Here is a 15,447-nt window from a genome sequence, read left to right on the forward strand (position 1 = left end):
TTGCCAGCACCTCCTTCCCTTAGGGTTGTAAAATCGAGGTCGAGCTGAATGCGATGACCAGCTTCGCTTTTTTCGTATTACAGAGGGCGTCGATTTGCAGCCACTGGGCTTCCGTCAAATTCAAATTGACGGCATCGATCGCGCCGTTGGCTTCCAGCCGGGAGGCGTACATTTTCTCCTCATCGCCTTCCACTTTGGAGAGCAGATTCGAGCTTTTCGGATTGTCGATCTCGACATTGGACGACGACTTGACCGAGGCAACACGAACCTCCTGCCCGTCGAATAATCGCCGCGAGCTGCCGTCCAAACCGGAAACATACAGCCTAACCTGATCGCCGGCCCGAATGCCGTTTGAGATCGACAGCACGTATTCCTTCGGAATCTGAAACGTCGCTTCTTCCGCATTCGGCAGTAGATGATACCGATTCACTTTCCATGCCAAAATCGGCTCCTTCGCCCCTAACGGTATCGCCGCTTCCCTCCCGGCCGCATCGCTCAGCTGCGTCATCATGTCCTCCGTATACGCACCCAGCGGCACCGCTTTATGCTCCAGCATATCCTCGCGAATCAGCACCCCAGCCCGGATAAAATCCTTCGGCACCACAACCTGCACCGTCATCTGCAGCTCCACTTGGCTCACTTGCAGCACGTACACGCCATAGACCAACAGCCCGGCAAGCAGGGCCGCCGCCGCGCTGATCAGCAGACTTCTTCTGCGATTCACCCCTTTCTCCCCTTTCCTCGCCCGCCCCGCCAAGAAAAACAAAAAAGAACGCAACTCCGGAACATTCTCCGAAATTTGCGTTCTTCGCAAAGGGCAAGCCTATGAATTTGAAATCGTGATTACAACCAAATTACCATAGAATTTTCCATATTTCAACATTTATTTTGTCAGGGGGGAGGGTGCGCGCTTCCAGCTCGTCCCGGCAACCGAGAAATTGCATCCCCGAGTTTATCCCGGTATCCTTGAAGACACACTGGATCGGACCAGTTGCTTCAATAATCCACTACCCACCTTGCGCTTTAACGAAACTTATCACCATACACGGCTGCACCGAAATTTTAACTAGTTTAACTGCTCTCCAGCCTGTCTTTCCCCATCCCCGCCATCATCACCGTAACCGACGCCACCCCTCCGCCATCAAATTTCGCGACAGATCCTGTAAAAGGTACATCTTTTTCTCCAAAACAGCCCCAAACAAGATAACAACATGTAAAAGCTACATTAAAATTTTCATAAAAGCAGTAGTATCGGCGTATTTAGGGGGATTCGGCCAGAATGAACTGTACGATCTGCAGGTTCTCCACCCGAAATAAGCCGGAACACGAGAATTTGATGTACAAAATGCAGGTGTGGTCCCGCACAAGTGGGTTGATTGATCACTAGATAGGTGGGTGGGCAGGAGGTTGGATGGGCGGCCAGACGGAAACAGCTTAGCGTGGTTCCGGTTGCTACAACTAACGCACACAAAGAAACGCCCGAGCAGCTAAAACCCGCCCAGGCCGTTCAATCCGAATCCGCATACCATAGGCCGCTTCCTACACCTCAAGCGGCCCGAACGCCGCCTCCACCTCCACGCGCGTCGGCAGCGCGGGGATCGCGCCCCGCCGCGTCGTCGTCAACGCGCCGACGCGGTTCGCGAAGGCGAAGACGCGCTCCGCCACGCCGGGCTCGGCGAGCGCGTCCGCCAGCTCAGCGGGCGCTGCGCCCAGCGCCGCCAGCTGCACCAGCATCGCGCCGACGAAGCTGTCGCCGGCGCCGGTCGTATCCACGGCGGTCACCGACACGCCGGGGATCACGACATCCTGCCGCGCGCTCACGACGCGGCAGCCCGCGGCCCCAAGCGTGATGATGATCACGCTTGGCCCTTGGCTAAGCAGCTGCTGCGCCCCTGTGGTCGCGTCGGTGCCGAGGAGGAATTCGATTTCCTCCTCGCTCACCTTGACCACATCCGCCAGCGGCAGCTGTGCGAGAATTTCCGCCCGAGCCGCCTCCGGGCTCGGCCACAGCGCCAGGCGCACATTGGGGTCGTACGACACCAATGCGCCAAGCTCCCGCGCGCGGCGTGCAGCGTCCAGCGTCGCGGTGCGGCAGGGCTCGGCGATCAGCGACACCGAGCCGAAATGATAGACCGCGGCGTCTTCCAGCCACTGCGGCTGGACTTCGTCCGCCCGCAGCAGCATGTCCGCCGCCGGGTCGCGGAAAAACAAAAAGTCGCGCTCCCCATCGGCGCGCAGCGACACAAACGCCAGACCTGTCTTCGCCTCGTCGGTCTGGACAACCGCCGTATGCACGCCGACATCGTCTAGCGTGCGCACGAGAAAATCGCCGAACGCATCGCGGCCGATTTTCCCAATAAACCGCGCGTCGCCGCCGAGCCTGGCGACCGCCGCCGCGACGTTGGCAGGCGCCCCGCCCGCCGCCTTCCCGAAGCTCGCGACGTCAGCCAAAGCCTGACCATTGACGTCCGGCACAAAATCAATCAGCAATTCCCCTAAGCTGACCACATAGCTTTTTCCCATGGTAACGAAATGCTCCTCTCCTGACCCCGACATCTGTTACCATGATACCATTCTTGTGCGATTATCTGAAATACTTAAGATAAATCAACAAAACAACGACAAGAATAGCCACGTATAACGCGTTCAACAGCGTTAAATTGACGATATTTTTCTTCGTTGTCTTCGTATATTGGTCGCCTTCTTCTTGATTTTGTCTGGAAAAACCGACCGCAAATGTGGCAATAACGGCAACGATTGAAATAACCGCGACAAAGATGAATGATAGCATGAGTTTCGCCCCTTTCGTACAAAATTCAGCGCTGCCGGCAGCGTTCTCTCTACTCCCGCGTATTTACAAAAAAGTAGGCCGGTCCTTTCAATCGTTCTAAAATAATCGCGCGCACTTCATTGGATGGAACGACTTCCTCAAGTGCGCTTTGCATACACGCCAGCCAAGCTTCTGCCCGCTCCGTGGTAATCGGGAATGGCGCATGCCGGGCTCTCATCATAGGATTGCCATGAAGGTCTGTATATAAAGAGGGGCCTCCAAAAAATTGCGTCAAGAATTGAAACTGCTTTTCAATCAATGGTTCTATATCGTCCGGGAATATTGGCGCAAGATAAGGATGTGCCAGCACTTTTGGATAAAAGGCATTGACAATCTTTCGGATTGTTTCTTCTCCGCCCATGTAATCGTAAAATTCCATGATTCATTCGCCTCCACTCTGCCTCACTGTCATTACCTCGCTTCTACTATAGTTTACCCTAAGAATCAAACCAAGGATGTTATTCAAATCACACTTTGCAACGCATGCAATGATTCGTCAACGGAATGAAGATAATTCTCATATTTCTCATACGCCTCTCTTTTGGTATACTGGGAACAAACCAACAAAGAATGGGTGTCGAGCAGTGAAACATGAAGATATGCTTGCGGTACTGAAGGCTTTGTCGAATGAGACTCGTCTCAATATCCTCTGCTGGCTCCGGGAGCCGGAACAGATGAACGCGAACCTGCCGAAGCTGATTAAAGAAGAATTTCCCGGGGGTGTCTGTGTCGGAAGCATTCAGGAAAAATCCGGTCTAGCCCAGTCTGTGATCTCGTCCTATTTGTCCGCCATGCAAAAAGCGGGACTGCTTGAGTCCAGACGCTATGGGCAGTGGACGTACTACAGACGCAATGAAGAAGCGATCAGCGCCTTCTTGGCGGAGTTCACCGCCGGCCTTGGGCTGCAGGCCAAGAAAATGTAGCCAACGTTTTCTTAGCACTTGTTTTTTCATTTATTAATCTATATATTTGTATATGTGTATTAATAAATAAACCTTTATCGCATTAGGAGGAGAACATTCATGACCCAGGCCCCAACAACAGCGGCTCTTTTCGAGCCTTTCACAACCAGCAAGCTGCAGCTAAAAAACCGGATTATCATGGCCCCCATGACCCGCTGCTTTTCACCAGGCGGCGTTCCTGGCCCGGATGTGGCCGGTTACTATCGCCGGAGAGCCGAGAATGAAGTCGGCCTTATTATTACCGAAGGCACCGTGATTAACCATCCGGCAGCGGCTGCCGATCATGGCGTGCCGCATTTTTACGGCGAAGAAGCGCTGGCAGGCTGGGCGCGTGTCGTCCGCGAGGTCCATGAAGCTGGCGGTAAAATCGCCCCGCAAATCTGGCATACCGGCACAGCCCGCGATGCAAGTAAATTCCCCGATTCGAACATCGATTCGATCGGCCCGTCCGGCCTTAGCCTTAGCGGTGAGAAAGTATCCGAACCGCTGACCACCGAGGAGATTCACGGCCTCGTTCAGGCTTACGCGCAAGCGGCAGCCGACGCGAAACGCATCGGCTTCGATGCGGTGGAGATACACGGTGCGCACGGCTACCTGATCGACCAGTTTTTCTGGGACGTGACCAACAAGCGTACGGACGAGTATGGCGGCGATCTGGTCGGCCGGACCCGCTTTGCCGTGGAAGTCATCGAGGCGGTGCGAGCCGCAGTCGGACCTGACTTCCCGATTATTCTCCGCTTCTCCCAGTGGAAGCCGGGAGCTTACGATACCAAGCTTGCCCTAACTCCGGAAGAGCTGGAGCCATTCCTTGCGCGGCTGTCTGAGGCCGGCGTCGATATTTTTCACGCCTCCACGCGCCGCTTCTGGGAACCGGAATTTGAAGGCTCCGATCTTAACCTGGCGGGCTGGACGCGTAAGTTAACTGGCAAGCCTGCGATTACCGTGGGCTCCGTCGGCCTGGACTCCGAATTCACGAGCCTGTTCGAATCCGGCAAAGGCGGCGAGGCTGCCAGCATCGACAGCCTGATCGAACGCCTGGGCCGCGGCGAGTTCGACCTCGTCGCCGTCGGCCGCGCGCTGCTGAGTGACCCGGCTTGGGTCGCCAAAATCCGCGACGGGCGCACTGACGAGCTGCAGCCGTTCACGCGGGAGGCGTTGGGTACGCTGAGTTAATACTGTCGACCAGTGACAGTATCAGAAAAAGCGACAAGGAACAGTTCCTTGTCGCTTTCTTTATTTTGCCCGCTCCTTCCGGTAGTCTCCCGGGGTACAGCCGACAAGCTTTTTAAAAATGCGGATAAACGAGAACGCATGCACATACCCTACATGCAGAGCAATATCCTGAATGGGGTCGTTCGTCGTCAACAGCAGGTGTTTCGCCGCCTCCATGCGTACTTTGGCGACGTAGTCGACGAGCTTCTCGCCGACTTCCTCCTTGAACATCCGGCTCAAATACGTCGGTGTCAGTCGATAGAGATCGCCGAGCTGTACAAGGGACAAATCCGGATTGGCGTAGTGAAGCTCAATGTAGGCTTTCGCCTGCTGGATCACACCGTTGACGCTGCGCTGTTCCCGAAGAAGGGCAATCTGCGAAGAGGCGTCCGCCAGGATGTCATACAACCGGCTTGTCAACTCTTCAACGGTTTCAAACGAACTCAGCAAGGTCCCGATCCCCGATAGCTGCTGCTCCCACAGTCCGCGGTATTCCGCGGACAGTTCTTCCATTTCTCTCGTAATTTGAAACTGGAGGAAGGAGATCAGATTGACCATTTCCGCCCGCTCATACATGCCCTGCCGGAGCGCGTCCCCAATACGATGGAAAGTCGAGATCCACTGCTCATCTCCTAAGCGATACTGCATCGCCAGCTCGTGAATGCTTTGCAGCTGCTCATAAATGCCGTGCCGCTCCTTATCGTTCCATACCGGGGGCGTAATCACTCGATTGGCGCCGAGCGTAGATTTGTAGCGCAGCGTCCGCTCCGCGTCATCCCGCGACACGACCACTTCGTTCAAATCCGAGACCATGCCGCCAACCGCAGCCGTAATCGTAAAGCTCAAATTGGCAGCCACCCAACCCCTGACCTGCTCCATCACCTCAGATAGACGTCCTTCCATGCCCGGGTGAAGCTGAAAAAGGATGTTCAACTGCTGGGAAGAGAGCCAGTCCTGCCAATGCGGCATCCCTTCCTTCTTCGCCATTTCTTGCAGCACGTTGACAAGCACAAACTTGAGGAGGTACTGATCCTTCTCGCTGTAAGCTTCTTGAAATTGCGCGTATTTGTCCACTTCAACGATGACAGCGGCATATCCGCCCTGCCCGGCGCTCCAACCGATGGAAGCCGCTTCCGTCTCCCACTCCCGCGCCTCCAGCATGCGCTGACCTTCCATGATCTCTTGAAACAGCACCTTCCGGCGGTAAAAGCTCCCTTCGCTCGCCTGTTTCTCCAAAGCCTCTGCATGCGCAACGAGCCGGTCGATGGACTGCTCGATGTAGCCGAACTCATCGACCTTACTGCTCCATTCCGCCGTTCGGCGCTGCGCCAAACGGCCCACTCTATTGACAATCGCTTCAACCGGTTTATACTGCTTGCGCGACGCCTGAACGAGCCAGAACAAACAAACGATGATGCCGATCAAGCCCAGCCCAAGCCACGAATATGACAACGCGCTGAAAATGCCGAACGCACCGCGCCCCTTCATGCTCGCGTAGATTTTCCAACCGCTGACCTCCGAGACTAGAGCTGCTCCACGCTGCTCCTCCGGGACAAGCGCCGGGGCCGCTTGCCCTCCTGCGGCTCCACGCTTCACAATCGGCAGACCCCGGCTGTCGGTCAGCACCAGCTGGCTGAGATCAGACTGCGCAAGCTCCTCAAATATACCGACCAGGGTATCGGTCGAGACGTTGACCACAATCAGGCCTTGGCTGCCGCTAAGCAAAGGAACCTTTTTCACAAGCGAAACGACGGTTACGGCACGATCGCTCGAAAACTCGGAGAACGGCCTCGGATCGCTCCATTGATAGGTTTTGCTGTCGGCTGCATACGCATAAGTGGTTAGAAATTCCCGATCCCCGTAGAGATCCGCCTTCGTGTAAATATTGCCCGAGAGCACCATATTGTCATCCCTTCGGTACAAGTAAGCGGAATGCACGTAAGGCACCGTGTTCATCAGATCCTTCATTTTCTCGGATACCTCGTAGGAGAGATAGGAATCCGTGCTGTGTCCCGGCGCAAAAAACTTGGCGAACGTCTCGTTCGTTAATATTTCTTTGATCATCAATTGATCGACCGACTTCAAGCTGTAGTTGAGCGTCTGCATCACATGTTCGGCAAATACCCCGTTCGCCCGCTCTGCTTCCTTTCGCGTCATTTCGTAGATTGAGATGAAGAACACGATCAAGAGCACCGTCACCAGGAAAAAGAATATGGGCGCATACGAGAAGAGCAATCTGCGGTAACCGGTTTTCTTCAAGCGCTTCGCCTCCCCCTAGCCGTTGCAGCTCGAGGGAAGCTGCAGCCGTTTATTTGGCAATAAAATCGTACATATCCTGGGTAAAGAACCATTTATCCTTGTTCTCGGCGTACCATTTCGCGTACCAATCGTCGACCTGCGAGCCTCCGGCTTTCTCCCAAGCCGCCATGGCATCCTTCAGCGCCTGATCGATGGTGTACGAGGAGCCGGAAATGACAGCTTTTTGCCAGATGTCCATAATGGTCTTAAACGCATTGTTCACTACGAGCTGCAGATCGGCCGGCAAGGCAGGCATCTGCTCGGGGTGCGTCAACGTCGGAATCGGCGTTTCCTTGTTCAAGTAAATCGAGAAGGCCTGATCCTTCATTTGATAAAATTCCTTCTGCGTCGCCGTCGGGTTGTTGATCGTGTCGATACTGTTGCACTTCTTGTACGTCGTCAAATCGACAGAACTAAGCATCCCCAGGTCGCCGGTGTAGCTTACTTCTTTCTTGCTCTTCTCTGCATCAAGCGTTTGCGGGCACCCGTTTTGCATCTGATAATGCGTGCCTTCGATCCCTTTGGACAAGGTCAGCGCCGTGCTTGGCTTCACGAGGAAGTCGATAAAGCGCATCGCCGCTTCCGGATCTTTCGTCCCCGCGTTGATCATCGTCGTCATTTGAACCGGATTGCTGATCGCTGGAGCAAATTGACCAAACGGGCTCTTCGGCAAGGCGATCGGAATGATTTCGGCATCGGGATTGTTCTTTTTAAACGCTTCAAATGTTGCAAAATCCGTGGCTCCGCCGTTCGCGCCATACATGCCGAGCTTGCCGTTCAGCCAGTCCTGCTTCGCCTTCTCCCCTTTGGAATCCGTCAGGAAGTCTTTATCGACGATCCCCTCGTCATACAGCTTTTTCTTGAAGCTGAACGCCGCTTTCGTCCGATCCCAATCGTGGACAAGTTTGCCGTCTACCGGGTACCACGGGTATTTTTCATAAATGGTAAAAATGCTGCCGAACGTATAGTCGACGATCATGCCGCTGACAAAGCTGAACGCCATGCCATAGGTGTCCTTTTTGCCGTTCCCATCCGGATCCTGTTCGGCGAACGCCTTGGCTACCTGATACAGCTCATCCGTCGTTTTCGGTACGGACAGGTTCAGCTTCTTCAGCCAATCGTTGCGGATAAACAGCACATGGTTCGGCGTCAGACCGTTAATCCGGCCGAATTCATACAGCTTGCCGTCGGATTTCGTGCCGAGCTTTTTAAGCTGCGGGTATTGGGTCAGCAGTTTTTTATATTCCGTGCTGTATTTGTTGATCAGATCCTCCACAGGCATCAGCTGCTTTTGGCTGAACAATTGGTTTCTGTAAGCGGTGTCATATTCAAAAAGAACATCCGGCGCTGTGCCCGAGGCGAACATGACGTTAAACTTCTGCTGCGATTCAAAGCGCGGAATGGCCATGAATTTGACGTTCGCCGGCCCGTTCTCGTTGATCCATTTGGTCCAACGGTTGTTCTCCGGTGTTCCTTCTTCCGCAGGGACCGTCCCCCGGTCATACGTCGAGGCCGTAATATTCCCCCGTTTGGCCGGCGTCTGGGCAGCCGTTTCTCCAGCGGTCGAAGCTGCCGGCGTTTGCGCCGCTTCCTTATCGGAGCAGCCTGCCAGCACAGTTGCGATTGCAGCACCGCCGACCATCGTGATGGTGAATCCTTTTTTCCACGTAGACACTGTCATTGTCCCATCTCCCACTTATATTTTCGAGGTCTTATGACGCGCTCCTGCTTCCTACCCTTTGACAGCTCCGATCATGGCACCTTTCACAAAATATTTCTGCAGCACCGGGTACACGATCACCACCGGCACGATCATCACGACGATGCCCGCCGCCTTTACTCCCTCAGCGGCAATATTCACGGTATCCTCCGGCTGCAAATTATTGAGCGACTGCATGAGGGACTGGCTGCGGATCATGTTCTGCACGAGCACGGCCAGATTGTATTTGTCGGTATCGTTAATGTAGATTAGGACGTTCATAAACGCGTTCCAATAATTAACGCCATAAAAGAGGCCTACCGTCGCCAGCATCGGCAAGGAAAGCGGCAGCAGGATGCGCCAAATGAACGTCCACTCCCCGGCGCCGTCGATACGGGCAGCTTCTTCGAGCTCCTCGGGCATGCTTTCAAAATGACTTTTCATGATCATCATGTTATACACACTGACGAGGCCAGGCAGCCAAATGGCGCCATACGTATTGATGAGGCCGAACGATTTGACGACGAGATACGTCGGAATCAAGCCGCCGGTGAACAGCATCGTGAAAATAAGCGCGAGTGTAAGCGGCTTGCGGGCGTAGAATGCCCGCTTGGACAGCGGGTATGCCGCGAGCAGTGTGAAAAGCAAGCAGAGCGCGACGCCGACCACGGTCAGCTCGATGCTGTTCAAGAACGCCTTCCCGATGGAGCTTCCCTCCATAAGGATGCGGTACGATTTGACGGTCAGGTCCTGCGGCCAGAGCGTTACCCTGCCGGAAGCGACCGCCTGGCTGCCGCTCAGCGAGACCGCCGCCAAGTTGACGAGGGGCAGCAGGCAGGTGAGCGCCGCAAGCGTAAGCAGCGCGTAGTTGACGGCGTAGAACCATTTTTCCCCAAGCGTTGGTTTCATGTCTCCTTCCTCCTATTATGCGGCTACCATAAGCCTTGATTGAATTTGCGGGCAACCGCGTTCGTGATCAGCACCAGAGTGAGCCCTACGATGGATTCAAACAGCCCCATGGCGGTGGTCAGTGAAAACTGCGCCCCCTGCAAGCCGACGCGGAAAATGTACGTCGAGATGACCTCGGAAATCCCGGACACGGTCGCATTTTGCAAGTTGTAGATCTGGTCGAACCCCACTTCCATCACATGGCCCATGTTCAGGATCAGCATCAGCATAATCGTCGGCCGAATGCCCGGCAGCGTAATATGCCAGATTTGCCGCCACTTCCCGGCCCCGTCCATGCAGGCTGCTTCATAGAGCGAGCTGTCGATCGTCGTCAGCGCAGCAAGGTAGATGATGGCGCCAAAGCCTGCGGTTTTCCAAATGCCCGAACCGACGAAAATCGCCAGCCACGACCCCTCTTTAAATAAAAAGGGGACGGTGTGTCCGGTCAGCTTCAGCAGGACATGATTGACGACGCCGGACTCTTGCGCGAAGATCGTGATGACCATCCCGCCCACAATAACCCAAGAGAGAAAGTGCGGCAGGTACATCAGGGTCTGCACCGATTTCTTAAACCACTGTGTGCGGACCTCGTTGAACAGAATGGCCAGCAGAATCGGAAACGGAAAGCCCGCCGCAATCGAAAGCAAGCTCAGATAGAGTGTATTGCGGATCGTCTGAAACGCCGCCGGATCGCGAAATAGCAGCCGGAAATTGTCCAGGCCGACCCATTGGCTGCCGAAGACACCCTCGTAGAACGTATAGTTTTTGAAAGCGATCATGAGACCGCCCATGGGGGCATAACGAAAGATGAGAAAATACACGGCTACCGGCAAAAACATGAGCAGCCACGGGATGTTCTGCCGCAGTCGGCTGCGGCGGTGCAGCCGGGTCACCCGCTGCTTCGCATCCGTGTGAAGCGATTCGCTTGTTGTGATCTCCAAGGGGAGCCACCTCCTTCCCTTTTCTTAGGGCGCTTCCATCCGGTGGGGATCGATGGTCAGCTCGACCTGCTTGCGCTCCTGATGGTACAGCACCGTGCGGCGAATCTCGGTATAGCTCGTTCGCGGAACTTCGCCGTCGATATAGGAGCTCTCTTGCAGGCGATAACTCTTCAGCTCTTCGCGGACACGCGCGAGATCCCCGGCTTCGTCCAGATAAAGAATCGCCCACCCCGCTTCAAGCCGGGGCTGGTGAATCGTCTGCACCTTGCCCGCGTAGAGCACTTGGCGAAGCCGCAGGACATCGCCGTCCTGGACCGGCTCCAGCTGCTGCGCTTTCCGCTCGAGCTCGCCGCAGCGGATGCCCTGCAGAGGCGCGATGCAGACCGCTGCCTGCGGGTACTGCAGCACGGTCCACGTGCGGCCGCCGCCGTCCATCGCGACGGTGAGCTCGCCCTGCCAGCGGTGCACAACCCATTCGTCGGCGATTTCGCCGGCTTGGTTGTGCACCTCGCTCATGCTGCGCACGGCGAGCAGCATGTGCTGCTTCTGCGCAGCGCGCAGCTGCGTATCGGGGTACCACGACTCGCGGAACAGCGCGGGGCTGAGATAGGCATTTTTATAAGCGGCGGGATGTAATCGCACCTTATCGCCGTCATGGACGTGCCAGCGGAGAAAGGCAACCTGCTCGCCGTCCACGGCAAGCGAGACGGGATACGACTGCCAGGCCAGGCCCCAGGTCGGCCATTGATACGAGCCGGCGATCACGGGGAAGCGGTTGACGGAGCCGATGCGCCCTGTGCGGCCCACCCAGGTCGTGGCGGCGCTGTCGTCCATGATGCGCTCGGTACGGCTTCGGGGGACGGGCTGCGCGATTGGCTCGCTGTCCTGCACGGCTGCCAATTCCTTTTCAAAAAGCAGATACGAGCCGACGCTCCATAAATCCCCCAACGTTTTCTCCGCCGCCCATTCCTCGCGCTGAACCCCCGCGAGCGACCATAGAAAGCTCCAAGGATGGACCTGACCTTCAAAGTTGTAGCTGCGAATGGACGGTACCCATTCATAACCGTCATGGAACCGCACATAGGCGAGCAGCTCCTTCATCACGTCCTGCAGCCGGGCACGCAATGCGGCGTCCTTCTCCTCTAACGAGCGGCAGGCGATTTGCAAAGCGTTCAGCATGATCTGAATATACGTTAGGGAGGCATTTTCGCCCCATCCCCAACCTCTGCGAGCGGTATAGTCGGCCCACTTCGTATAGAAGCGAACGCCAGCTTCATAATGATCGCGTAAGCCCCGCAGGCGGGATATGCCCAGCAGCAAGGCCCCGTCGCTCATGATTTTGTTGGGATAATACAAAATTGGCTCCCGCAGTTCATGGGCGAACCAGTCCGCCCCGCCGTCCAGCATCCGGTTCAGCAGGGGCAGGTGAGCGGTGGGTATGCGGTCCTCCAGGTGCAAGCTTAACGTCACGAGCGGCATCAAGATGAAAAACGCCGCATTCGAGTCATTGACCCGCGTCTCTTCCCGGTACCAGCGAAAGCCTCCGCGAAATTCACTTTCATCGTCCTTTATTTGCAGCTCCGCAATGGCTTGTAAAATGGCTAAGCCCTCCGCTTTCGGCAGCTCTCCGAGCGCTGTCGCTACGGCATAATAGGCAGCCGTCGCCCGGCCTTCGTGCGCCTCGGCAGCAAGTGAACCTTCTGCCGTATGCCCAGGCCTCCCCAAGTTGACAAGCCCGTCGTCCAGCTTCAACGTCTGCCGGGTGCGCTGCAGCGTCTCCCGCCATATCCCCTCTGTGCAGCTATTCATTGGTCTCTGTCCCTCCATCTGGTCTTCGTCCCTTGTCGTTCCGCTTATAGATTAGCTGCGGATGCCCTAACTATAGGCGCTATGGCTTTCGTGGAGCAATGAACATGAATTGCCCGATGCACAAAAACGAAAAAAAGCGGCCCTTCCGCCAAGGAAGGAACCGCAGTTCAGCTATTGTGCATTCACCTGAAGTTGTGCATGTGCGGGGAGATCGCCGGTTTATGGCTGGGTAACCGCCATGTTGTCGATATAGAACGCCCCCGTATGCCCTGTGCCAATGCCTGTAGACACACTGGCAAGGTTGGCGACTGCGCTGCGCATGGCCGCTCCTTTTTTCAGTAGCGAGCCGTTAACATACAGATCGAACGTATCGGTGCTCGTGTTCATGACCGCTTTCACGTTATACCAGATCCCTGCCGTAAAAGGCTGCAGCGACAACAAGGTTGTGCCGTCATACGTCTTGATGCTGCCGTTCTCAAAAACGATGCTGACCGCTATATTCCCGGCACTATCTCTGACATACGGCACCATTTTCCAGCCTGCCGTCTGCTCGGCGCGCACCTTCGCTTCCAAGGTGATGACGCCACTTACCGCTGTGAACGATTTCTCGGCGGTTGCCACATTGGCCGATCCGGGCTTACTGATACTCAGGCTCTTATCGGAGGCGGTGGGAACGCCTGCTGTCGTAACTGTACCGCCCGTCGCCACAGTCGTCCAGCCCGTTGGCGCCGCCCCTGTCGTGTAGCTGTCAAAGGTCTCATTAAGCAGAATCGTTCCGCTTGGAATCATTGATTCCGTATAGCCGGTTTGCACGCCAGCGCTGCTGATAATTGAGGCGTCGGTAGTACCGTTATTCGTCCAAGTATTATTTTTGGCCCCAACGCCTGTCTGTTCATACGTGGCTTGCGCTCCGGTCCCAATGCCTGTAATGACATTGTGCTGTACCGTAATGTACTCACTGTAATTGTCCAGATAGATGCCTGCTACTGGAGAACTCATCGCGTAGCTGCTTTTAGCCATATCATGTACATAATTCTCTAGTACCCGGGTGCCCGATTGCCGTGCCAGCGTATAGATGCCGCCGCCGTCATCGTGAAGCTGCATCATGTGGTGGATATTGTTGTAGCGAATCTCGTTGTTCCCCATTCCGACATCGCAGTTGCAGCCGGCTTGCCCGCCAATTTGCATGCCCATGTACGGACCGTAGGAGATCGTATTATTTTCAATAATGGAATCCTTGATAAAATACGCCACAATGCCCATTCCGTTCGTATACTGCTGCCCGACGCGCGAAATGGTGTTGTTCGCCACCAGAATCCGGCTCGTTTGATCCGCTGCGCTCGGACTCTTGACGCCGCTGTCATCCAGCACAATGGCGTTGGCCGCGATGGCGCTGAAGCCGTTACCGACAATCTGGCTGTCGGTCACGCCGATGCGCAGCTGCAAGCCGTTGGCACCCGTGTTGGTCCATGTGTTTCCAATCCAGCGAAGATTGTTGCCGTAAGCGGATTGGATGGCTGCCGGGACCGTGATTCCATTGATCGGCCGCACCGCCTGCGTTGCAACGAGACCAGACTGGCTGGGACCGTTCCAGCCTGTATTCGTAAACGTCAGACCGTTAAATTCAACGTGATGAATGGGGCTGGACGATGTCCCCTGGAGGTCCAGCAAAGTGTCGGTCTGCGGAGCGAGCACGCTGGCGGTCGACATAGACTCGCCGCTTCTAGGCTTATAGTACAGCGTATCGGTGCCTGTATTCAGATACCATTCGCCTTCAGCGTCAAGCATTTCGTAAGCGTTTTCAAAATGGTACGCATCGCTCGTATAATACGAAGCCGCTTTGGTAAAGCCATAACCGGATTCTGCCGCCTGGAAAGAGACGTACGCATAGGACGTGTCTGTCGTATACGTATTAACACGCAAATTGTTATGATACCAATGCGGCTGCACGACCATCTCCACCTGGGACAAGTTGCTCCAGGCAGCAATTTCAGATTTGTTGATTTTGAACGTTTTAGCCGATGTGTCCGCGCTGATCGTATCGTAATACGGACCAAGGTTATCGGCGTTCGTCCGATTCGGAATGCGTGCGCGGATGGCCGGTAAGTCATCCACCACGAGTTGACGGAAATTGGCGGTGACGCCGGTCTTCTTGTAAATGTTGCTCGCCGCATCATGCAGCGTCCACCCGCCGCTCAGCGATTGTCCGCCGGACAATACGGGAGCTTCTGAAGCATACTTGCGCCAAATGACCTTATAGCCGTTGGTTCCAGAATCACTGCCGTTCAGAACGAGCGGCGAGGACAACGCATACGTGCCGCCGCGCAGCTCCACGATAATGTCGCCGGTCATCGCAGTATTGACAGTGCGCACCTTGTCTCTGACGCCGCTCAACGAACACGGCGAAGCCAGCGAGCAGGTCGTCCCGCTGCCTGTCGGCGACGCGTAGTACGTCGCCTGTGTACCCGCCAGCGCAGCGGGGATAGCTGCCATCCCGCCGGTCACCGACAGCAGGCCAAGCCAAAGTAAGCATCGTGCTGCCAATCTTTTCATTCATCCAGCCTCCTTCAAATTCGAATGGGTGAAGCAACGTCTTGCCTGTTCCAAGAGTACCAACAAGATGTTTCGGTTTCTGTCTCGTTCTTCGTTCCAACCTCCCTTCCCCTTTTCTAGGTTCTAAGAATAGCCGAAAGGCTGCCGCTCCTTCAATAAACATAAATTGACCGATGCACAATCCCTCACAGCAGA

Annotated in this window: 12 protein-coding genes; 2 read left to right on the forward strand and 10 right to left on the reverse strand. The window is 55.5% G+C overall.

Annotated features, from left to right (window positions below):
* Positions 1–19: 19 nt before the first annotated feature.
* The 4 genes from ABE504_RS14650 to ABE504_RS14665 all read right to left on the reverse strand — a co-directional run bounded on the left by ABE504_RS14650 (position 20) and on the right by ABE504_RS14665 (position 3,209).
* Positions 20–724, reverse strand: a complete 705-nt coding sequence (locus ABE504_RS14650) for a flagellar biosynthesis protein FlgA (protein WP_430089671.1) — start codon at positions 722–724, stop codon at positions 20–22.
* A gap of 815 nt (positions 725–1,539) precedes the next feature.
* Positions 1,540–2,523, reverse strand: coding sequence for a PfkB family carbohydrate kinase (locus tag ABE504_RS14655; RefSeq protein ID WP_430089673.1), 984 nt, complete (start codon positions 2,521–2,523; stop codon positions 1,540–1,542).
* Between the two features lie 61 nt (positions 2,524–2,584).
* Positions 2,585–2,791 carry a hypothetical protein gene (locus ABE504_RS14660; protein WP_430089676.1) on the reverse strand — a complete coding sequence of 69 codons (207 nt, stop codon included), beginning with the start codon at positions 2,789–2,791 and terminating at the stop codon, positions 2,585–2,587.
* 49 nt (positions 2,792–2,840) lie between these two features.
* Positions 2,841–3,209, reverse strand: coding sequence for a globin (locus ABE504_RS14665; protein ID WP_430089679.1), 369 nt, complete (start codon positions 3,207–3,209; stop codon positions 2,841–2,843).
* A gap of 220 nt (positions 3,210–3,429) precedes the next feature.
* On the opposite strand from ABE504_RS14665, the gene ABE504_RS14670 reads away from it, so the two are divergent.
* A complete protein-coding gene (locus ABE504_RS14670; RefSeq protein ID WP_430089954.1) occupies positions 3,430–3,753 on the forward strand; it encodes an ArsR/SmtB family transcription factor in 324 nt (107 codons plus the stop codon).
* Positions 3,754–3,852: 99 nt separating this feature from the next.
* A complete protein-coding gene (locus ABE504_RS14675) occupies positions 3,853–4,965 on the forward strand; it encodes an NADH:flavin oxidoreductase (RefSeq protein ID WP_430089681.1) in 1,113 nt (370 codons plus the stop codon).
* Between the two features lie 60 nt (positions 4,966–5,025).
* Here the strand turns inward: ABE504_RS14675 and ABE504_RS14680 are convergent, their stop codons facing one another.
* The 6 genes from ABE504_RS14680 to ABE504_RS14705 form a co-directional block, all read right to left on the reverse strand.
* Positions 5,026–7,263, reverse strand: a complete 2,238-nt coding sequence (locus ABE504_RS14680) for an AraC family transcriptional regulator (protein WP_430089684.1) — start codon at positions 7,261–7,263, stop codon at positions 5,026–5,028.
* Between the two features lie 49 nt (positions 7,264–7,312).
* Complete coding sequence (locus ABE504_RS14685; protein WP_430089687.1) at positions 7,313–8,983, reverse strand: extracellular solute-binding protein; 1,671 nt, start codon at positions 8,981–8,983, stop codon at positions 7,313–7,315.
* A 51-nt stretch (positions 8,984–9,034) separates the two neighbouring features.
* Positions 9,035–9,910, reverse strand: coding sequence for a carbohydrate ABC transporter permease (locus tag ABE504_RS14690; protein WP_430089690.1), 876 nt, complete (start codon positions 9,908–9,910; stop codon positions 9,035–9,037).
* A gap of 23 nt (positions 9,911–9,933) precedes the next feature.
* Positions 9,934–10,788, reverse strand: coding sequence for an ABC transporter permease (locus ABE504_RS14695; RefSeq protein WP_430089957.1), 855 nt, complete (start codon positions 10,786–10,788; stop codon positions 9,934–9,936).
* A gap of 126 nt (positions 10,789–10,914) precedes the next feature.
* The gene (locus ABE504_RS14700; protein ID WP_430089693.1) at positions 10,915–12,699 is read right to left on the reverse strand and encodes a hypothetical protein; all 1,785 of its coding nucleotides are present in this window, start codon (positions 12,697–12,699) and stop codon (positions 10,915–10,917) included.
* A 219-nt stretch (positions 12,700–12,918) separates the two neighbouring features.
* Positions 12,919–15,252: a right-handed parallel beta-helix repeat-containing protein gene (locus ABE504_RS14705; RefSeq protein WP_430089696.1), complete on the reverse strand. Its 2,334-nt coding sequence runs from the start codon at positions 15,250–15,252 to the stop codon at positions 12,919–12,921.
* Positions 15,253–15,447: the final 195 nt, after the last annotated feature.

Source organism: Paenibacillus oryzisoli, assembly GCF_050467285.1.
Taxonomy (GTDB): domain Bacteria; phylum Bacillota; class Bacilli; order Paenibacillales; family NBRC-103111; genus Paenibacillus_E; species Paenibacillus_E oryzisoli_A.